Source organism: Rhodococcus opacus (assembly GCF_012396235.1).
Taxonomy (GTDB): domain Bacteria; phylum Actinomycetota; class Actinomycetes; order Mycobacteriales; family Mycobacteriaceae; genus Rhodococcus_F; species Rhodococcus_F opacus.
The window spans coordinates 229879-249351 of the sequence record NZ_JAAXPA010000003.1; the positions used below are offsets into that span (position 1 = coordinate 229879).

Here is a 19473-nt window from a genome sequence, read left to right on the forward strand (position 1 = left end):
AAGTGAGTAGACATTGTCTACCCCCTGTCATGATAGACACTGGCTACATGAGTGGAGAAGTGCAACCCCTGCGCGCGCGGCTGATCGACTGCGGGCGCGAATTGCTGGACGACGGCGGCATCGACGCCGTCGGGCTACGCGCCGTCGCCCGGCACGCGGGTGTCTCACACGGCGCGCCGCGGCGGTACTTTCCCACCCACAAGGCGCTGCTCGCCGCGATCGCCGCGTCAGGATTCGCCGAGCTGTCCGAACGGCTCCGGTCGGCGATCGTGTCCGAGGCGGACCCCCTCGCACGCGTGCGGCGGACGGCACGGCAGTACCTCTCCTTCGCCGACACCCACCGCACCCTGTTCGAATTGATGTTCCGGCACGACCTGCTCGAGGGTTCGGGAGAGGACCTGCGGCACCACTCGAAACCCCTGTTCGAGACGGTCGTCGCACTCGTCGCGGACGCAGGCGCCGAGACCCCGCACGTGGTCGCGTTGAACCTGTGGACCCAGCTGCACGGGGTGGCGACCCTCCGCGCCACCCGCAGCATCGAGGTGATCGTCGGCGACTTCGACGTGGAGGCGTTCGTCGCGCAGCTGATCGACCTCCATCTCAGGGCGTAGGCAGGACGGCGCGCGGCAGGTCGGCCCGCAGTTCCACATCGGTGACGAAGTCCCCGTCGTCCGGCTGGTAGCGACGCTGCGGATCGAAGTCCTCCACCCGGAAGCTGTCCAGCGTGGGGGAGTGTGTCGTGACGGCGAGGGTTCCGCCGTCGAGATCGAACTGCAGGAGTCGCTGGAACCCGGTCTCGCGGCGGCTGTCGACCGTGAAGTACTGGTAGTCGGCGAGCAACTCCACGACCTTCCGGTCCGTGTCGCCCACCTTCCGGTCGGTGACCGTCGTCTGCCCGTCGACGTGTCCCGCGAGGACCAGGAAGACCGTCTCGAAGGGAACGACGAGCCGATTCCAGATCTGCTGTCCCGCACTGCTACCGATGTCGCCGAACCCGCTCATCCGCAGCGAGCCGTCCTCGTCCAGGTAGTAGTGGCTGCCGATCACCCCGTTGCGGTCCGGGTGGTCGGCGAGCACGTCCTCGGCCCACTGCAGCACGTGTTCGGGTGGGTTGTAGCCGATGTAGAGCATCAGGAATTTCGCGCCGGCGATGTCGAGCAGGTCGTAGTGCGCCGAATTGTCCGTGTCCGTGACGGATTCGCCCCAGTACGGCTGGTCACGGTACCGCCACGGCCCGAAGAACTCGTTGTAGAGGGCGTGGTTCTTCTCGTGCTCGCCGGGAATGAGTCGTCCGCCGACGTTCCACAGGTTGTCGTGGTTGCCGGGCAGGACACCGTAGGGAATGCCGGCCTCTTCGAGCGTCGCCATCGCCTTGTCCGCCACCTCGAACTCGGGCCGGGCGCGGGACTCGGGTGCTCCCGGACGAATCCAACTCTGGACGAGGTCGCCGGTGTGCATGGAATAGGCGATCTTGCGTTCGGCGGCATTCTCGGCGGTCCAGCGGGTCATGTCGAAGTACACCTCCGGCCGGTCCCGGGACACGTACTGGGTGTCGCTGATGTGCTGCAGCGCGAAGTCGTACGCGTTCGGGTCGGCGAACTGCTGATCGGCTGTCGCGTTGGCCTCGCGGAAACTCCGATCCCGTCGAGGGCCGTCGATGACGAGGATCTGAGCGGAGTCCTCGCTCTCGATCCGGGTGGTCAGGGTGACCGGACCGCCCGGACCGGACGGCTGCGCCGTCGCGACCGGCTCACCCCAGCTCTGCCCCTCCTCGTCCCACACGTGCATTGCGAGGTCGTCGAGATTCACCGAACGCCCGTGCCAGGTCACGTCCGTGCCGGCGGACTCCGGGCCGAACCGGACCTCGTACCGCATGTACGGGTACTCGTCGAAGCGGTGGCTGGTGGCCGACCTACCGTCCGACTCCTCACCCGGAACCCGCTGTGAGGGAGCGGCGTCGCCGGTGATCCCGGCGAACATGACCGCGGATGCGAGGGGCGCCGAGGTGACGAGGCCACGCGCCGGCAGACCGGACGCGCCCCGGGGTTCGGGATCGGCCGCCGCGACCACGTCACCGCCGAGCAGCGCCGCGGCGAGTGACACCGCCGTCAGCGCGGCGATCCTGCCCGGCACGCTCATGACCTGAGGTTACAAGCGCGACCGGGCAGGCGCTCGGGTCAGGCCTTGCGGCCGAGGAAGGCCAGGACCCTGGTCTGCTCGTCGGCGTCCGCCGGGACGTCCACGGCGGGGCCGCACACTCCGGCCGTGCGGATGCTTTCGCCCATCTGCTCGGCCACGCCGCCCACCCAGGTCAGGTCGCCTGCGGGGATGGTCTCGTCGAGGCCGGTGGCCCGGGCCAGGTCCCAGCCGTGGACCACCAGGTCGAAGCAGTAGAAGCTGTCGATGGTCTTGCCGAGGTCGGTGCGGCCGAAGTGCCCGTCGTACTCGCGGCTCACGAGAGCCGGGTCGTTCAGGATCTCCTGCATGCCATCGCGCGTGGCCGCCCACGCGGCCACCGGGTCGTCGTCGACGGACGGCGGCTCCGGCAGTTCCAGATCGACGACGGTGACGATGTAGCGCTGCGTGTCGATCACGTGCCGCACGACGTCGCGGGCCGTCCAGCCGTCACACGGGGACGCGTCGTCCCAGCGTGCGGCGGGTACGGATTCGACGCGCTTCGTGAACTTCGCGGCGAGGTCGCGGTAGTGGGCTGCGGGGGTTTCGGTTGTCGAGGTCATGCTGCCGATTCTTCTCCCGTCCCGCGTCCGAGGGCTTGAACATTTCCGACATCGACGACAGATTCCGTTCCGTGCCAGTCGGGGGCCTCACTGGTGAGGAGGTCGGACGGGGTGAGCGAGGAGATCCGCCGGCATTCCCGCGACAGGTGCGCTTGGTCGCTGTAGCCGGCGGTGGCGGCGAGTTCGGCGAGTCCGGTCCGCGTCCCCGATTGCGCCAGCGCCATGAACCGTTGCAGCCGCAGGATTCCGCGGAGGGTCGCGGGCCCGTATCCGAACGCGTCGTTGCATCGCCGCTGCAGTTGCCGCTCGGTGACCGAGGCGGCGTCGGCGAGCGCGCCCACGTTCCACGAATGCCGGGCGAGCGCCTTCCGGACGGTGCCGATCAGAGGGTCGGCTTCCGGTCCGCGGGTTCGCCACGCGCGCACGGCGTTCTCGAACAGGGCGATGCGTTCCGCGTAGCCGGGAGCGTTGTCGAGCCGGTCGGTCAGTTTCCGTTCCCACGTGGACCCGAGCACGTCCCCGAGACCGACCCGGATGTTGCGGACCTCGGCCGCCGACGTCCGCAGCAGATGCGAGGCGGCACCGGGACGGAAACGGACGCCGACGGATTCGGTGCCCGGCGGCAGCGCGAAAGACCAGGCCCTGGTTTCGGGACCGCACACGCGGATTCCCACACCCGGGATCCACAGGATGTCCATGCACGCGTCCGGCACCAGCAGATGCTCGCCCTGTGTCCGCGCGGACCACCCGCACACCAGGGTGCCGGTGAGGTCGGGCGACGGTGCGGTCGGCGTGTACCAGCCCATGCCCAGGAGCCTAATCACGGATACCGACACGTGCGGGCCGGTCACATCGCCCGAAGTGCCCGCACCGGCACGCAACTCGAGGTGAACTGTATGCACGGGTCCGCAGAGGTTCCCCGGAGGCCCGCCACTTCGCCGTCACAGAGAACGAGGACTCCATGAGACGAACATGGGCGCTGGCAGCGATCGCCGCCGTCAGCCTGACCTTCTCGAGTTGCGCCTACGACAGCACCGATTCCGGCGACACGGGCGGCAACGCCCCGGTGTCTCCGACGCCGACGTCCCCGCCCGCCGCGCCCGGCACACCCGTCCTGAAGATGGGACCGACGACGCTCGGCGAGGTGATGGTCGACGACGGTGGTATGACGGTCTACGTGTACGACAACGACGAGGTCGGCTCCGGCGCCAGTTCGTGCCGGGACACGTGCCTGCAGTCGTGGCCGCCGGTCACCACCGTCACCGAGAACCCGACCGTGCAGGGGTTGCAGGAAGTCGTCATCGACACCATCCCGGCGGCGGACGGCACCCATCAGCTGACCGTGAACGGCCGCCCCGTGTACCGCTACAAGGACGACAACGAACCCGGGGACGCATTCGGTCAGGCGGTCGGCAGCGTGTGGTGGACCCTCGACTCCGCAGGCAACCCGGTCACGACAACTGCGGGCGGCGAGTAGCGCGGTCGATCCTCAGGTGGACGGTGACGGTCAGCGCTGCCGACAGGACGGCAGCGAACCACAGGGCGTCCAGCCCGATCCAGTGGTGCGCGAGGGCGCCCGTCACCGCGCCCACCACCAGGCCGGCCCACAGTGCGAAATGTCGTAGCCACGCCCACCGCGGCCCACCGAACAGTGCCCCGGCCAGTCGATGTCCCATCTTCACGAGCGCGCCCGTCATGTAGGTGAGACCGATGGTCACCTCGCCGTCGCGCTGGAAGAAGGAGTTCTCGGCGCCCATCGCGAGCAGCATCGCGCCGACGGCTACCGTGCTCGCCCCGACGGTCGCGGCCACCGCGCCCGCGATCAGCAGTCCCGACACGACCGCGAGCACCGTCGTCCGGACGGGCAGGCGCCGTCGCTCGGACAGGTGCACGACCACGGCACCCAGGGCGCAGCCGAGGACGAACATGCCGATTACCGCGGCAGCAGTCGCCGCGTGCGCCCACTCGGCGTCCGCGAACCCGACACTGAACCGGGTGAGATTGCCGCTCATGAACGCGACGAAGAACCCACCGAGCGTGATGAATCCCAGCGCGTCGACGTAACCGGCCAGCGTGGACAGCACCACCGCCAGCGCGAGCGTCCGTTTGCTGTCGTCGATCGGCACACCCACATCAAACACCGCAGCCGACGACAGTGGCCCCCGATCCGGAGATCGGGGGCCACTGTGGCGTAGGTCAGGCGATCACGACGCCTGGCTCAGGACGTCCCGAGGGCGGGCGCCAGCGTGTTGGCCCAGGACTCGTGCAAGCGGTCCTGCCAGTAGTTCCACGTGTGGAGACCGTCGTCGGTGATGTGGGTCTGCAGCTTGGCGCCTGCGCGCTGCACCGCGGGCACGAAAACCTTGCTGCTCAGACCGGAGGCGGTCTCGAGGGGGACCGTCTGCGAGAACTTCACCGGGTCGAACGAGGCGCTGTCCGGGTCGACGGTCGGATCGCTCGCCGTCGAGCCTGCGCCGGACGAGATGTAGACGGACTTGCCGCGCAGCGCGCCGACGTTGAGCAGCGGGTCGTTGCGAAGCCACGCAGCCGACGGCCAGAAGCCCCACATGTTCAGCGCGTTGCCGCCCATCTGGGCGACCGAGACCTGGATGCCCTGCGCGAAGCCGGGCGAGCTGGCCGTCGGGTATCCGCTGTAGGACGCGACCGCCTTGTAGAAGTCGGGGCGGTGCGTGGCGAGGTTCAACGCGGAGGTGCCGCTCATCGACAGACCCGCGACCGCGTTGTTCACCCCGTCGCTGCCGAATTGGGAAGCCATCACCGGAGGCAGCTCATTGGTCAGGAACGTCTCCCACTTGACGCGGCCGAGCTTCGGGTCGTCGCGCTGCCAGTCGGAGTAGAAGGTGCCGCCGCCGCCGAACGGGATGACCACGTTGACGTGCTTGCCGGCGAAGAAACTCTCCACGTCGGTCTCGATCAGCCAGCCGTTGTTGTCGTCCGGTGCCCGCAGACCGTCGAGCAGGTACAGGGTCGGCGCGGGACCACCGCCCGCGGCCTTGAGCACCTTGACGGGAATGTCCTTGTCCATCGACGGTGAGTACACCGAGATCAGGGCCGAGTCGGCGTGGGCGACGCCCGTTCCGGCCAATACGGACACGAGGCCCGATGCCAACACTGCGACCAGGCCCACGATCAGTGCGCGGGTGCGACGAATCGCCATACGAATGTCCTTTTATCTCGAATCGACACACAGCACAGCGAACGCTGCACCGCCGACGATAACAGGAAGATAACGGGTTGCGCCTGCTGTGGCCAGGACTTTCGGATCCGACAGCCGGTCGGTCGTCGCTCGGAGACAGAAAAAAGAAACCCCTGCGAACCGCTTCTCAGCAGTTCACAGGGGTTCCTGTGGCGGAGGATAGGGGATTTGAACCCCTGAGGGCGTTAACCCAACCCGCGTTCCAGGCGAGCGCCATAGGCCACTAGGCGAATCCTCCGTGGAGGAGCATACCCAACGACGGCGGCTCACCGTTAAACGGCCAGGTAGCCGCCCGTTCTAGGCCCACTTCAGCTGGGTAAGGGCGTGCTCGGCGAGGGGGACGGACCGGTCGCAGGACGTGTCCGGGTTAGCGGTGGCGTCGAGACCGAATTTGGTCTCGATCGACAGGGTGCCCGCATCGGTCGTGATCTCGAGGATGCACTGGTATTTGCTCTCGGCGAGCGCGCGCCCCTCGAGTCCGCCGACGTCGATCGTGCGCAGCGGGTCGACCGGTTCCGGCGCGCTCGTCGTGGTGATCGTCACGGTGTTCAGCGCCTCGGGCTTACCCCACGTGCAGGCGCGACGTTCGGGACTGTCGGTGGCGGTGCCCTCGCCGGCGCCTGCCGTGAGAAGCGGTGCGAGCGTCGCATCGTCCGCGAGCGTGCACGGCTCGGCCGCGTCCCAGCTCACCGCGTCCGACGTGGCTGCGTCGTCGCTGCCTCCGCCGCATGCCGACAGTGCTGCCACGACGGCGGCGAGTGTCACCGCGTGTGCTGTCCTTCTGAGTTTCATCCCGATCCTTTGCCGACGGTGGCCGAATGCGGGGGCGACGGTAACACTGGCCGTGGTCAGAGGTGGCGCGTCGGGCGCGGGCCGGGGTGGATCCCGACCACGGCTCGGGGCCGTCTACACTCTGTGGTGGATCCCGCGCGGCGCGCATCCTGTGAACTCCCCCAGGGCCGGAAGGCAGCAAGGGTCAACGGGCTCTGCCGGGTGCGCGGGGTCCCCTATCTTTCGCATACCCGACCCACGACGTCGGTGAGAGGCCGCTCCTGATGACCAACCAGACCCAGATCGGGTTGATGAGCCATGAGGAACTACTTTCGGAGCACGAGCGCCAGACTGCGAGTTACGCGCAGCTGAAGACGGAGAAGCTCACGCTCGACCTCACTCGCGGCAAGCCCTCGCCCGAGCAGCTGGATCTGTCGGCGGCGCTGCTGACACTGCCCGGTGACGGCGACTTCCGCGACGGCAACGGCACCGACACCCGCAACTACGGCGGGCTCACCGGACTGCCGGAGCTGCGCGCCATCTTCGGTGAACTGCTCGGCATCCCCGTCGAGAACCTGCTCGCCGGCAACAACGCCAGCCTCGAGATCATGCACGACAACGTCGTGTTCGCCCTGCTGCACGGCACCCCCGACTCCCCGCGCCCGTGGTCGCAGGAGGAGAAGGTCAAGTTCCTGTGCCCGGCGCCCGGTTACGACCGCCACTTCGGGATCACCGAGACCTACGGCATCGAGATGATCCCGGTGCCGATGCGCCCGGACGGCCCCGACGTCGGCGTCATCTCCGAGCTGGTGGCGAACGATCCGCAGATCAAGGGTCTGTGGGCCGTTCCCAACTACTCCAACCCGACGGGCGCGGTGTACTCGGAAGAGGTCACGCGGACGCTGACGTCGATGCCGACCGCCGCCCCCGATTTCAGGCTGTTCTGGGACAACGCCTACGCCGTCCACCCGCTCGTCGGCGAGACGGCGCCGTCGCTGGACATCCTCGGGATGGCCGCGGAGGCGGGTAACCCCAACCGGCCGCTCGTGTTCGCGTCGACGTCGAAGATCACGTTCGCCGGTGCGGGCGTCAGCTTCTTCGGTTCCTCGACCGCGAACCTGGCCTGGTACCAGAAGTACCTCGGCAAGAAGAGCATCGGTCCCGACAAGCTGAACCAGCTGCGGCACCTGCGGTTCTTCGGTGACGCCGACGGTGTGCGCGCCCACATGGAGAAGCACCGCGAGATCCTGGCGCCGAAGTTCGCGCTCGTCCTGAAGATCCTCGAGGACCGTCTGGGGGCGTCGAAGGTGGCGTCGTGGACGGAGCCGAAGGGCGGCTACTTCATCAGCCTGGACGTCGTCGAGGGCACCGCGAAGCGCGTCATCGCCCTGGCGAAGGACGCGGGGATCGCGCTCACCGCCGCCGGATCGGCCTTCCCGTACGGCGTCGACCCCGAGGACAAGAACATCCGGCTCGCGCCGAGCTTCCCCTCGATGGAGGATCTGGACAAGTCGATGAACGGTGTCGCGACGTGCGTGCTGCTCGCGGCCACCGAATCGCGCCTGGACCTGCCGAAGTCCTAGCAGACGACGTCTGGCCGCTCACCCTTCCCGGGTGAGCGGCCGGACGTGTCTCTACATCCTGGCGTAGCGCGCCATCACGAAGCTGTACAGCCCGTACGCGGCGATGCCCAGTCCGGCGAGGACCAGGAGGAACTGCCCGAACGGCGCCGAGCCCAGGGTCTTCACCGCGCCGTCGAGGCCGGTGGCCTTGGACGGGTCGGCGTTGACGACCGCCACGATCACCAGCACGCCCGCGCCCGCGATGACGAGGCCCTTGGCCACGTAGCCGACCACTCCGAGGGGTTCGACGAGCTTCGACGGGGTGCCCTTCAGGTCGTCCAGGAAGTTCTTCGACGCCCCCTTGTAGATGTGGTAGCCGCCGATCGCGATGGCGACGAGACCCACCACCACGAGAAGAATCTTGCCTCCCCCGGACTCCATGAGGCGTGCACTCATTCCGGCGTTCTGCTGACCGCTCGACTTCCCGCCGCCGCTCGCGAACTGGTATGCCGAGAAGGCGAACGCGAAGTAGACGACGGCGAGGCCGAACGCCTTCGCGCGGTCCAGCAGGGACGTGTCGTCGCAGTCGCCCCCGGAATTCTCGGTGACGTGGGGGCCGAGGACGGTCTCGGCGAGCCGCCACAGCGCCATCGCGATGAACGCGACCATCGCCACCCACAGCACGAACCGGCCACCGGGTTTGGCGGCCAGGGCGCCGAGGGCCCCGGACTGATCGGCGTTGCCGCCGGTGCCGAACGCCAGCTGAATGATGATGTACGCGATCAGCAGGTGGACGAAACCGCTCATCACGTGGCCGGCGCGCGCGACCCGTTCGAAAGTGTTGCTGTCGGTTGCCCTGTCGACGGCGCGGCTCATCCCGTTGGCTCGATTCGTTTCGTTCTGGGCCATCGGGTGTCCTTCGGGTTGTGCGAACGGACCGGAGTCCCTGTGACGTAGAGGTACCCGATATGGGCCGCGCCGACACGGGATGAGCGTTATCGCACTGTGTTCGTGACCCGGTCGATCAGGTTGGACGCGCTGTAGTAGTCGAGGCGGAAGCTGTCCTTCCCGAGCCCGATCACCTGTTTCTTCTCCACGGACGGCGTCTCCCGCAGCGTCGGATCGGCGAGGAACCTGTCGGCGTCCGCTGCTTCACCGATCACGATGAACGTGGTGTTGCCGGGCACCGCTCGCGGCAGGTTCTCCTGCCCGGCCGGCACGACGTCCTTGCGGCCGGCCATGATGCCCTTGTCGGCGGCGGTGAGGTCGGCGGGCAGCTCGGCGAGCGAGAATCCGAGGCGTTCCAGCAGGATGCCCTGCGCCGATTCGGCGGTGAAGATCCGCGACTCCTCCGGCGAGTTGTACGCGAGCACATTCACCGGGTTCGCCGCAGCGACCTTGTCGCCCAGCGCCGACTTGGCGTCCTCGAGCTGCTGGTCGAACTTCGCGACGAGGGCGTCGGCCTGTGCCTCGGCCCCGATTGCCGCGGCGATCTGTCCGCTGAGGTCCTGCCACGACTGGTCGTCGTATCGCAGCACCACGACGGGCGCGATCTGCCTCAACGTGTCCACCTGATCGAGCGCCGAGTCGCCGCCGGTGGCGGACACGAAGATGAGGTCCGGATCGGCGGCGGTGATCTTCTCGACGTTGGGTTCTCCCTGGTACAGCGTGTCGACGCCGCGCTCGGCGGCGATGTCCGCCCACTGCGTGAACAGACCGTTCTCGTCGGTCACGTCGCTGGCTCTCTGCGCGCCGGTGCCGATCAGGGGAGCGTCGAGGGCGAGCAGTGAGCCGGTGAGGGTGACACTGGTGGACACGATCCGCTCGGGCTGCTGTTCGAGCGTGATGCTGCCGGTCTCGTCGCTGACGGTGCGCGGCCAGCTCTGGTCGGACGCGGCGGTGGTGCCGGTGGTCGCGGCGTCGGAATCGGGATCGGACGAGCACGCGGCAGCGCCGATCCCGACGGCGAGGACAGCGACGGCTGCCAGTGAGCGACGAAGTTTCACGGTAAGACTCTCTTTCGCACGGGTAAGCAACTAATTTAGGCTAGCGTTACCTACATTCGAATGGGGAAGTGGATGCTGCAACGAGTGCCGGGACCCGAGCGTCGCGTCGTACGCGTACGGTCGATCGACGACCTGACGCGTGACGGCGTCCCCGCGTCTGGGACCGTCTCGCCGCCGCGGGCAGTCCCCTGATCGAACCGGACGGGGCAGACCCCGGCTGTGTGATCGCGACGTTCTGCTGGCGGGATCCGGACGGCGAGGAGCGCACGTCGCGCACGCGGCACGTCTACCTCGACGCCAACGGAATCACCGACCGCTCCCGCCTGGAACAGGCCGCGCTGTCGCGGCTACCCGGCACCGACCTCTGGTCCCTGTCGATCGAGGTCCCCGAGAAGTGGCGCGGCGCTTACCGTTTCATCCCCCGCACGGAAACAGCGACGGTTCCCGGCGACACCCCGGGCTGGCAGTGGTGGCGGAGCGTGCTCGCCGACGCGCAGTCCGACCCGTTCAACCCACTGCCGACGCGGGTGGTGCAGATCGGCGACAGCTCCGAGGCCGTGATGCCGGCGGCGCCCGTGCAGCTCTGGTGGACGGACCGGCCGGGCCGCGGCGTGCTCCACGAGACGACGTTCACACTGTCGGGCACGCGCCGGTCGGTGTGGGTCTACGAACCGCCCGGACTCACCGCCCGGAACCGTCCGGTCGTGGTGGTGCTGGACGGCCGGACGTGGGCGGCCGACCTGCCGATCGCGGGCTCCGTCGACGCGCTCGCACGTACGGGGCACCGGGTTCCGCTCGTCGTGATGGTCGACAGTGTCGGACCCGAACTGCGTTCCGAGGAGCTGGGCTGCAGTGCCGCGTTCGCGTCCGGTCTCGCCGGCGAACTGCTTCCGTGGCTGCGGCGGGAATGGGGTGCCACCGACGATTCCGCGTCGACAATCGTGGCCGGCTGCAGCCTGTCCGGATCGTTCTGGTGGCCCGGCTCGGGGCCGGGAGTCCCGTTCCAGCACCGCGTCCGCGTCGCGGCCCCGTCGAACAGCCGGTTCAGCGTGGAGGTCGGGACACTCGAATGGATGCTCGTCGAACCCAACCGCGAGGTGCGCGACCTCTTGGTCGGCACCGGCCACGACGTGCGGTACCGCGAGTTCTGCGGGGGCCACGACGTCCTGCACTGGCGCGACGGTCTGATCGCCGGCGTGGCCTCGATGCTGGAGCGTACCGACCGGTAATGCAGTGATGTGGATAACTCTGTGAATAAACCGCGCGTCGAGGTGAAGGGCGCACCCGCCCGATCGTGGGATGGCAGGATCAGAGCATGGCACGCACGCTGAATCTGGTAGGGGATCCGGACGCCGACGCACTTCTGGCGAGTGATCCGCTGGCGTTGCTCATCGGGATGTTGCTCGATCAGCAGGTTCCGATGGAGACGGCGTTCGCGGGTCCGAAGAAGCTGGACGACCGGATCGGCGGCCTCGAGGTGCACCGCATCGCGGAGATGGATCCGGAAGAGTTCGCGGCCGTCTGCGCACAGACTCCGGCGGTCCACCGGTTTCCCGGATCGATGGCCACCCGCATCCAGTCGCTGTGCGCGTTCCTCGTCGAGAACTACGACGGCAGCGTCGAGGCGTTGTGGACCAGCGGCGATCCCGACGGCAAAGAGGTCCTGAAACGGCTGAAGGCGCTGCCGGGTTACGGCGATCAGAAGGCGCGCATCTTCCTGGCACTGCTCGGCAAACAGATCGGTGTGGAGCCGAAGGGCTGGCGGGAGGCCGCAGGCGACTACGGCACCGAGGGATCCCGGCGGTCGATCGCGGACGTCGTGGACGACAAGAGCCTCCACGAGGTCCGCGACTTCAAGAAGGCCGCGAAGGCCGAGGCGAAGAAGGCTGCGGCAGCGAAGAAGAAGTAGCCGCCGCTACTCGGGATCGGACGGCTTCTGCTTTCGCTCGGCGTCCAGGTGCCGCCGACGTTCGGCCTCGTGCATCCACGGGAAGACGCTGTTGCCCTGACCGCCGCCGCCCGGACCGTGCCCGAGCACACCGTGTTCGTACGCCGATTCGGCGTGCAACGCGAGGTCGATGCCGGACGACTCGTCCTCCGCGCTCACCCGGAACCCGAAGATTCGGTCGATCAGTTTGCCCAGCGCGTACGTCACGCCGAACGCGTACAGGGCGACGACCACCACGGCCAGCAACTGCTTGCCGAGTTGCGCGAACCCGCCCCCGTAGAAGAGGCCTTCCGGTCCGTCGGTCATGACCTCGGTGGCCAGCAGTCCGATCAGGAGGGTGCCGACGATGCCACCCATCAGGTGGACACCCACGACGTCGAGCGAGTCGTCGTACCCGAGGCGGAACTTCCAGCCGACGGCGAACGAGCAGACCACACCGGCGACGGCGCCGACGACCAGCGCCCCGACCATGCTGACGGTGCCGCAGGACGGGGTGATCGCGACCAGACCCGCGACGACGCCGGACGCCGCACCGAAGGTGGTGGGGTGGCCGTCCCGCTTCTGCTCGACGAGGAGCCACCCGAGCAGGCCCGTGCACCCGGCGACGAGGGTGTTGAGGAAGATCGCGGCGGCCGTGCCGTCGGCGGCGAGCGCCGAGCCGGCGTTGAAACCGAACCAGCCGAACCAGAGCAGGCCGACGCCCAGCAGCACCAGCGGAAGGTTGTGGGGGCGCATCGACTCGGACCGGAATCCGAGGCGCGGGCCCAGGACCAGCGCCAGCGCCAGGCCCGACGCGCCGGACACGATCTCGACGACCAGTCCGCCCGCGTAGTCGAGGGCGCCGAACTGCGCGATCCAGCCCTGCGGGTTCCACACCCAGTGTGCGACTGGTGCGTAGACGACGAGGGCCCAGACGGGCACGAAGATCATCCAGGCCGAGAACTTGGCCCGGTCGGCGATCGCGCCGCTGATCAGCGCGGCGGTGATGATCGCGAACGTCAGCTGGAACGTGGCGAACAGGATCTCGGGGACCTGCCCGTGGACGGTGGTCGGGTCGATGCCCACCATCCCCAGGTGCTCCAGCCCGCCGATCAGTCCACCGCCGATGTCGTCGCCGAAGATGAGGGAGTATCCGGCCACCAGCCACGCGACCGTGACCAGGGCGATCGACACGAAGCTCATCATGATCATGTTCAGTACGCCGGTGGAACGGACCATCCCGCCGTAGAACAGGGCGAGGCCCGGCGTCATCAGAAGGACCAGCGCGGTACTGATCAGAAGCCAGGCGGTTGCTCCGGCGTCGATTGCAGGCACGACATTCTCCTCACACACCGGGACGAAACCCGGCGCGGAAAGTCACGATGACCGCGAGCGGTTTCCACTGTGCTGCCGCTGCGTTGCGAACGTGTTACACAATGCGGTCAGGTTCGGACTTTTGCTTGTGAGTAGCGCCCCGAGCGGGTGCTGAGCGGGCGCTTCGACCACCCGGCCCGGACTGTCGGGGACCGCCGGTAGTCTTTCCGCGTGGCCCTGTACCGGAAGTACCGACCCGCATCCTTCGCCGAGGTGGTGGGGCAGGAGCACGTCACCGAACCACTGAGCACCGCTCTCGACGCCGGACGGATCAACCACGCGTATCTGTTCTCCGGTCCCCGCGGCTGTGGCAAGACGTCGTCTGCCCGCATCCTGGCCCGATCGCTGAACTGCGTCGAGGGTCCGACCTCGACGCCGTGCGGCCAGTGCCCCTCGTGCGTGGCGCTCGGCCCCGGCGGATCGGGCAACCTCGACGTCACCGAACTCGACGCGGCCAGCCACGGTGGCGTCGACGACACCCGTGAGCTGCGTGACCGCGCGTTCTACGCGCCCGCCGAGTCGCGGTACCGGGTGTTCATCGTTGACGAGGCCCACATGGTCACCACGGCCGGTTTCAACGCGCTCCTCAAGATCGTCGAGGAGCCGCCGGAGCACCTCATCTTCATCTTCGCCACCACCGAACCCGAGAAGGTGCTGCCGACCATCCGTTCGCGCACCCATCACTACCCGTTCCGGTTGCTCGCGCCGGCGACGATGCGCGGGTTGCTGGAGAAGATCTGCCACCAGGAGAGTGTGCCGGTCGCCGACCCGGTGTATCCGCTGGTCATCCGCGCGGGTGGCGGTTCGCCGCGTGACTCGCTGAGCATCCTCGATCAGCTGCTCGCCGGAGCCGGCGACGAGGGCGTCACCTACCCGCGCGCGCTCGCGCTGCTCGGCGTCACCGACGTCGCGCTCATCGACGACGCCGTGGACGCGCTCGCCACCGGTGACGGTGCAGCGCTGTTCGGGACGGTCGACCGGGTCATGGACGCAGGCCACGATCCGCGCCGGTTCGCCGTCGACCTGCTCGAGCGCCTGCGCGATCTCATCCTGATGCAGGCGGTGCCCGACGCCGCCGAACGTGGCCTGGTCGACGCGCCCGGCGACGTGCTCGAGCACATGCGCGCCCAGGTCCAGCGGATCGGTCCCGCCACGCTCACCCGCTACGCCGAGGTGATGCACGCGGGCCTCGGTGAGATGCGCGGCGCCACCGCCCCCCGCCTGCTGCTCGAAGTGATGTGCGCCCGGATGCTGCTGCCCTCGGCGTCCGATGTGGAGTCCGCGGTGCTGCAGCGACTCGAACGCGTCGAACGCGGACTTCCGCCCGCCGGGTCGGCGCCGGCCGTCGACGCGGCCGAGCGGCCCACGGCGGCTCCTGCGCGTGCGCCGCAACCGCCTGCCGAGCCGGAACCGGAACCGAAGTTCCAGCGACCGTCCCTGCGCCAGGCCGCGGCAGCCACCGTGCCCCCGCCGCCCGAGCCGGAACCCGAACCCATGCCGCGGCCGGTTCCGGAACCCGCGCCGACACCCGTTCCCGAACCGGAGCCGCAGCCCGAGCCGACGCCTGTCCCCGAACCGACGCCCGCGCCCGAACCGGCCCCTGTTCCCGCACCCGAGCCCGAGCCGGCCCCCGCGCCGGCGCCCGCTCCCGTCCCGGAACCCGAACCGACTCCTGCACCGGAACCGACTCCTGCGCCGGAACCGACTCCCGAACCGGAGCCGGAGCCACCGCTCGCCCCCGAAGTGGAGGCGGAGCCCGCCGCATCGACCGGCCCGGATGCCGCCGCGCTGCGCGAGTCCTGGAACTCGCTGCGCGAGAAGGTGAGTCAGCGGAACAAGATTCTGCCCGCCATGTTGTCGGCCGCGACGGTGCACGACGTTCAGGGCAACCGCCTGATCCTGGCGCACCCCGTCCCCAACCTGGGCGCTCGCATCGCGTCACCGCACAACGCCCAGGTGATCACCGAGGTGCTCACCGAGATGTTCGGCGGCACCTGGGAAGTGGAGTATCAGGCCGGTGCTCCGACGGCGCCGCCCCCACCGGTCGCGAAGGCCGCTGCAGCGCCGACGAAGCCGGCAGGCGCACCGCGATTCTCCCGGCCCAGCCAGGAGAAGACTGCGCAGCGTCCGCCGCAGCAGCCGTCCGACACGCAGCGCTCCGACTCGGGTCCGGGTGCGGGTCAGGCACGTCCGTCGTCCGAGCCGGACGACGACATTCCGCCGCCGGAGGCACCCGACTACCCGGACGATCCCGGGCCGATCGACTACGAGGCTTCGGCGACGACGCCGCCCGTCTCCACACCCGAGGACGAGGAAGAGATGTTCGCGGAGGCGGCGGAACCCGCCGACCCCGCGACCCGCCGCGACCCGGAAGACGTGGCGTTCGAACTGCTCAAGGACATGCTCGGGGCCAAGAAGCTCGAGGGCTGACCCGACGGGGCAGTCGTCGCCGTCCCGTCACGTCGGGACATCCGCCCCTGGTGCCCGGGACGCCGGGTGGCCGATTCTCGTCCCATGAGCACAGTGAATGTTCCAGACGGCGTGCAGAACGAGGTCCCGGCGACCGGGCGACCGCGAGGTGGCCGGTGGTGGGCCTACGTCGGGGTCCTCGCCGGCGTGGCCGGAATCGTCGGCATCCAGGCGAGCATGTCGATCGACGCGGTCTACGCGGAGGCGTCGGCCGGTGACCCGGTTGCCATCATGAACGGCCTCGCCGGACAGCGCACGGGGATCCTCGTCATGCACGTGTCGATCATGACCGCGGCGCTGCTGATCCTCGTGTTCGCCGCCGGGCTGTCCCAGCGGCTGCGAGCCGCATTGCCCGCCGAGAGCATCCTGCCGTCGGTCGCGGCGTTCGGTCTGGTCCTGACGTCGGCGGCGTGCCTGCTGGGGACCGGCCTGACCACCGAGCTGGTGTTCGGTCTCGGTGACAACGAACAGCTGGTGCCGGAGTTCGCGGTGGTCGGCGGCCACTGGATGGGCACCATCCCGTGGCTGTGGGCGGGCGCGGGTGTCAGCGCGGTGGCGGTGGCCGTCGCACTGCTGCGCGGACAGGCGGGCCCACGGTGGATCGGCTGGGTCAGCCTGGTCCTGGGCCTGGTGACGGCCGTCATCGGCGTCTCGCCGCTGCAGTACCTCGCCGGGTTCACGGGACCGCTGTGGGTGCTGGTGAGCGCGATCGGTTTCGCTTTCGCCGACACCGTGCGCGAGTAGGGGCGATACTCGTTCGCATCATGGTGAAGCAGAAGGACACTCGAATGACCGAGGGGTCGGCAGGTACGGGCGGTGCGCCCGTACCTGCTGCTGTCATGGCGGTGTCCGCCTGGATTCTGGTCGTCCTGTCGGTGGTGGCGTTCGTCCGGGCCGATCCGGGCATCGATTCGAACCAACTGTTCTTCCTGGTGGACGTCGTCGGGGCGGCGGTCTACGGAACCGTGGCGGGCGTCGTCCTCGCGCGGCGGGTGCACCCCGTGCCGATCATCATGGGGCTCACCGCGATCGGCGTGGGTCTCGCTGCGCTGAGCTACAGCTGTTCGCAACTCGCGGTCGTGCGTCCCGGGCTGCCGTGGGTCGACGTGCTGTCGCCGCTGCAGAACACGGCGTGGATTCCCGGAACGCTCAGCCTGTTCCTGATCGTGCCGTGGCTGATCCGCGACCACCCGCTGGGCGTCGGCGCGAGACTCGGCGTCCTCGCGGGTATCGCCGCGACGGCCTGGTACTTCTGGTCCCGCACGTTCACGGAGATCCCCGCGGTGTGGGTGATCGTGCCCGTTCTCGTCGTCGGCTCCGCGGCGGCAGCGGACTGCGGGTGGCGGTGGCGGCACGGCCCACCCGACGAGCGTGTCGGGCTCGGATGGATGTGCCTCGGCACGGCGCTGATGACCGCCGCGTACATTCCGTTGGCCCTGCCCGCGTCGCTGCCGGGACTGTGGGTGCTCAACCCGTTGGTGCACTTGGCTGTTCAGGCGTTCTATCCGGTCGCGATCCTGGTGTGCATCCTGCGCCAGCGCATGTGGGGGCTGAATCTGGCCGTCAGCCGCGCGACCGTGGCCGGTACGCTCACCGTCCTGCTGCTGGCGCTCTACGTGGTGGTGGCCACGGCCGTGACGGCGCTGCTGCCCGAGGGTGATTCGGTGGGGGCGCAGGTGGTCGCGGCGGGTGTCGTCGCCGTCGCGGTGCAGCCGGTCCGGCTGTGGCTGCAGCGGCGGGTGCACCGCCTCGTCTACGGCGAGGGCGCGGATCCGGCGCGGGCCGTCCGGACCCTGGGCCGGCAGTTCGGCAGTGCCGAGACCCCGGAACAACTCCTGGAGGGTCTCGCTGCCGGCGTGGGTGTCGCGTTGCGGCTCGAATCCGTGTCCGTGCGGCGCACCAGCGGGGTTGCCGCGGTGTGGGGTTCGGCGACGGGGCACGCCGAGTCGGTGGAGCTGGTCCACCGGGGTGCGGCGCTGGGGACGATGGTCGTGACGGCGCCGCCGGGGGAGTCGCTGGGGGCGCGCACCCGCCGGTCGCTCACCGAGCTGTCGGCGGTGGTGACGGCCGGTCTCGTGGTGCTGCAGTCGGCGGAGAACCTGCAGGAGGCGCGACGCCGGCTGGCGTCCGTGCGACTGGAGGAGCGGCAGATGATTCGCCGCGAACTGCACGACGGGCTGGGTCCGTCGCTGGCGGGTATCCGACTCGGCCTGCAGGGCGCCCGGAACCTGCTCGGCTCGGACCCGGCCGCCGCCGCGGAACTCATCGGCGCGTTGCAGGAGCAACTCGACCATCAGGTGGAGGGCGTCCGGCAGCTGTCCCGCAGCATGTTCCCGCCGGTGCTCGACGAGCTCGGACTGGTCCCGGCGCTGCACGAACTGGCAGCCAACCAGTCGCGCAGCGGATTCCAGCTGCGGGTGCAGGCCGATCCGCCGCCGAGGCTGGGTGCGGAGATCGGCGCCGCCGCGTACGGGATCGTCGTCGAGGCCGTCACCAACGCGCGCAGGCACAGCGGCGCCGACGGCTGCCGGGTCGACGCCACGTTCGCACGGGAGATGCTCACGGTCGTCATCCACGACGACGGGTGCGGGTTCGATCCGGCCGGGGGCGGCGGCGTCGGGACCCGGTCGATGCGCGAGCGGGCCCACGAACTCGGCGGCACGCTCCACATCGAATCCGGCCGTCCGACAGGCACGGTGGTCACGGCCCGGTTACCGTTGACCGCATCATGAGCGCAGGCACCACGAATTCCACCACGTCGTCCATCCGGGTCGCCGTCGTCGACGACCACCCGGTGTTCCGGCTGGGGATGGTCGCGTTGCTGTCGACGCTGGATGGCATGGAGGTGGCCGCGCAGGCCAGCTCCGTCGCGGAGGCGCTCGACGTCGTCGACGGCGACGTCGACGTGGTGCTGATGGACCTCGAACTCGGGGACGGTTCGGGGGTGGACGCCACCCGGCGGCTCCTTGAGCGGCACCCCGCACTGCGGGTGCTCGTGGTGACCATGCACGAGGACGACGAGTCGCTGGTCGCGTCGGTGCGTGCCGGGGCTCGCGGCTACCTGGTGAAGGGGGCCGATCCAGGGGAGGTCGAACGGGCGGTCCGGGCGGTCGCCAACGGGGAGGTGATCCTCGGCGCCGCGGTGGCGGCGCGCGCGATGAGCTTCATGGCCGCCTCACGCAGGGTGGGGCCCACGGTGTTTCCCGAGCTGACCGACCGGGAGCGTGAGGTCCTCGACCTCGTTGCCCGCGGCTACGACAACGCGAGCATTTCGCGGCGGCTCGTGCTGAGCCCGAAGACGGTGCGCAACCACGTGTCGAACGTGCTGGCCAAACTCGGTGTGCCCGACCGTCCCACCGCGATCGTCCGGGCGCGGGACGCGGGTCTCGGCCTCGACGCCTGACCGCGC

General features: G+C 69.2%; 18 protein-coding genes, 1 tRNA gene and 1 other RNA gene. 10 read left to right on the forward strand and 10 right to left on the reverse strand.

Translation table 11 applies throughout. The features are described 5' to 3' along the window. The first annotated feature begins 29 nt into the window (after positions 1-29). Entirely contained in the window at positions 30-611 is a 582-nt protein-coding gene (locus HGB39_RS05170; RefSeq protein ID WP_043790165.1) for a TetR/AcrR family transcriptional regulator, read from the forward strand. Here HGB39_RS05170 and HGB39_RS05175 read toward each other — a convergent pair. From HGB39_RS05175 to HGB39_RS05185, 3 genes are read right to left on the reverse strand one after another with little or no spacing between them, the layout of a single operon-like run. Next, positions 601-2139 carry a metallophosphoesterase gene (locus tag HGB39_RS05175; protein WP_054246860.1) on the reverse strand — a complete coding sequence of 513 codons (1539 nt, stop codon included), beginning with the start codon at positions 2137-2139 and terminating at the stop codon, positions 601-603. The two genes, HGB39_RS05170 and HGB39_RS05175, sit on opposite strands and share 11 nt — an antisense overlap. Before the next feature lie 38 nt (positions 2140-2177). Further along, on the reverse strand, positions 2178-2738 hold the full coding sequence (locus tag HGB39_RS05180; protein WP_005567004.1) for a TIGR03086 family metal-binding protein: 561 nt from the start codon (positions 2736-2738) through the stop codon (positions 2178-2180). Beyond that, positions 2735-3544 (reverse strand): AraC family transcriptional regulator, encoded by an 810-nt coding sequence (locus HGB39_RS05185; protein ID WP_005567003.1) that lies wholly within the window; start codon positions 3542-3544, stop codon positions 2735-2737. Before HGB39_RS05185 ends, HGB39_RS05180 begins: the two co-directional genes overlap by 4 nt. Positions 3545-3699: 155 nt before the next feature. Between HGB39_RS05185 and HGB39_RS05190 the strand changes: the two genes are divergently transcribed. Then, the gene (locus tag HGB39_RS05190; RefSeq protein ID WP_005567002.1) at positions 3700-4215 is read left to right on the forward strand and encodes a COG4315 family predicted lipoprotein; all 516 of its coding nucleotides are present in this window, start codon (positions 3700-3702) and stop codon (positions 4213-4215) included. On the opposite strand, the gene HGB39_RS05195 is transcribed toward HGB39_RS05190, so the two are convergent. The 4 genes from HGB39_RS05195 to HGB39_RS05210 form a co-directional block, all read right to left on the reverse strand. Further along, positions 4190-4870 carry a YoaK family protein gene (locus tag HGB39_RS05195; protein ID WP_005567001.1) on the reverse strand — a complete coding sequence of 227 codons (681 nt, stop codon included), beginning with the start codon at positions 4868-4870 and terminating at the stop codon, positions 4190-4192. The two genes, HGB39_RS05190 and HGB39_RS05195, sit on opposite strands and share 26 nt — an antisense overlap. An 86-nt stretch (positions 4871-4956) precedes the next feature. After that, complete coding sequence (locus HGB39_RS05200) at positions 4957-5916, reverse strand: alpha/beta hydrolase (RefSeq protein ID WP_005253354.1); 960 nt, start codon at positions 5914-5916, stop codon at positions 4957-4959. A gap of 189 nt (positions 5917-6105) precedes the next feature. Continuing rightward, a tRNA-Ser gene (locus HGB39_RS05205) sits at positions 6106-6193 on the reverse strand. Between the two features lie 59 nt (positions 6194-6252). Beyond that, the gene (locus HGB39_RS05210; protein WP_039951754.1) at positions 6253-6747 is read right to left on the reverse strand and encodes a DUF3558 family protein; all 495 of its coding nucleotides are present in this window, start codon (positions 6745-6747) and stop codon (positions 6253-6255) included. A gap of 125 nt (positions 6748-6872) precedes the next feature. On the opposite strand from HGB39_RS05210, the gene ffs reads away from it, so the two are divergent. Next, an RNA gene (ffs, locus tag HGB39_RS05215) (signal recognition particle sRNA small type) lies at positions 6873-6967 on the forward strand. A 43-nt stretch (positions 6968-7010) separates the two neighbouring features. Then, positions 7011-8309: an aspartate aminotransferase type Ic gene (locus HGB39_RS05220; protein ID WP_005566998.1), complete on the forward strand. Its 1299-nt coding sequence runs from the start codon at positions 7011-7013 to the stop codon at positions 8307-8309. A gap of 51 nt (positions 8310-8360) precedes the next feature. On the opposite strand, the gene HGB39_RS05225 is transcribed toward HGB39_RS05220, so the two are convergent. Next, complete coding sequence (locus tag HGB39_RS05225) at positions 8361-9197, reverse strand: DUF1206 domain-containing protein (RefSeq protein ID WP_005566997.1); 837 nt, start codon at positions 9195-9197, stop codon at positions 8361-8363. A gap of 86 nt (positions 9198-9283) precedes the next feature. Beyond that, positions 9284-10294, reverse strand: coding sequence for a Fe2+-enterobactin ABC transporter substrate-binding protein (gene fepB / locus HGB39_RS05230; RefSeq protein ID WP_005566995.1), 1011 nt, complete (start codon positions 10292-10294; stop codon positions 9284-9286). Between the two features lie 188 nt (positions 10295-10482). Between fepB and fes the strand changes: the two genes are divergently transcribed. Beyond that, positions 10483-11523 carry an enterochelin esterase gene (gene fes, locus HGB39_RS05235; protein ID WP_247607368.1) on the forward strand — a complete coding sequence of 347 codons (1041 nt, stop codon included), beginning with the start codon at positions 10483-10485 and terminating at the stop codon, positions 11521-11523. A gap of 86 nt (positions 11524-11609) precedes the next feature. Then, positions 11610-12203, forward strand: a complete 594-nt coding sequence (locus HGB39_RS05240; RefSeq protein WP_043789991.1) for an HhH-GPD-type base excision DNA repair protein — start codon at positions 11610-11612, stop codon at positions 12201-12203. Between the two features lie 6 nt (positions 12204-12209). On the opposite strand, the gene HGB39_RS05245 is transcribed toward HGB39_RS05240, so the two are convergent. Then, positions 12210-13556, reverse strand: coding sequence for an ammonium transporter (locus HGB39_RS05245; protein ID WP_005566991.1), 1347 nt, complete (start codon positions 13554-13556; stop codon positions 12210-12212). A 210-nt stretch (positions 13557-13766) separates the two neighbouring features. On the opposite strand from HGB39_RS05245, the gene HGB39_RS05250 reads away from it, so the two are divergent. The 4 genes from HGB39_RS05250 to HGB39_RS05265 all read left to right on the forward strand — a co-directional run bounded on the left by HGB39_RS05250 (position 13767) and on the right by HGB39_RS05265 (position 19467). Next, entirely contained in the window at positions 13767-16025 is a 2259-nt protein-coding gene (locus HGB39_RS05250; protein WP_064079899.1) for a DNA polymerase III subunit gamma and tau, read from the forward strand. Between the two features lie 84 nt (positions 16026-16109). Beyond that, entirely contained in the window at positions 16110-16808 is a 699-nt protein-coding gene (locus HGB39_RS05255) for a hypothetical protein (RefSeq protein ID WP_169692759.1), read from the forward strand. A gap of 44 nt (positions 16809-16852) precedes the next feature. Continuing rightward, complete coding sequence (locus HGB39_RS05260; RefSeq protein ID WP_064079904.1) at positions 16853-18796, forward strand: sensor histidine kinase; 1944 nt, start codon at positions 16853-16855, stop codon at positions 18794-18796. Beyond that, positions 18793-19467: a response regulator gene (locus tag HGB39_RS05265; RefSeq protein WP_005562778.1), complete on the forward strand. Its 675-nt coding sequence runs from the start codon at positions 18793-18795 to the stop codon at positions 19465-19467. Before HGB39_RS05260 ends, HGB39_RS05265 begins: the two co-directional genes overlap by 4 nt. Positions 19468-19473: the final 6 nt, after the last annotated feature.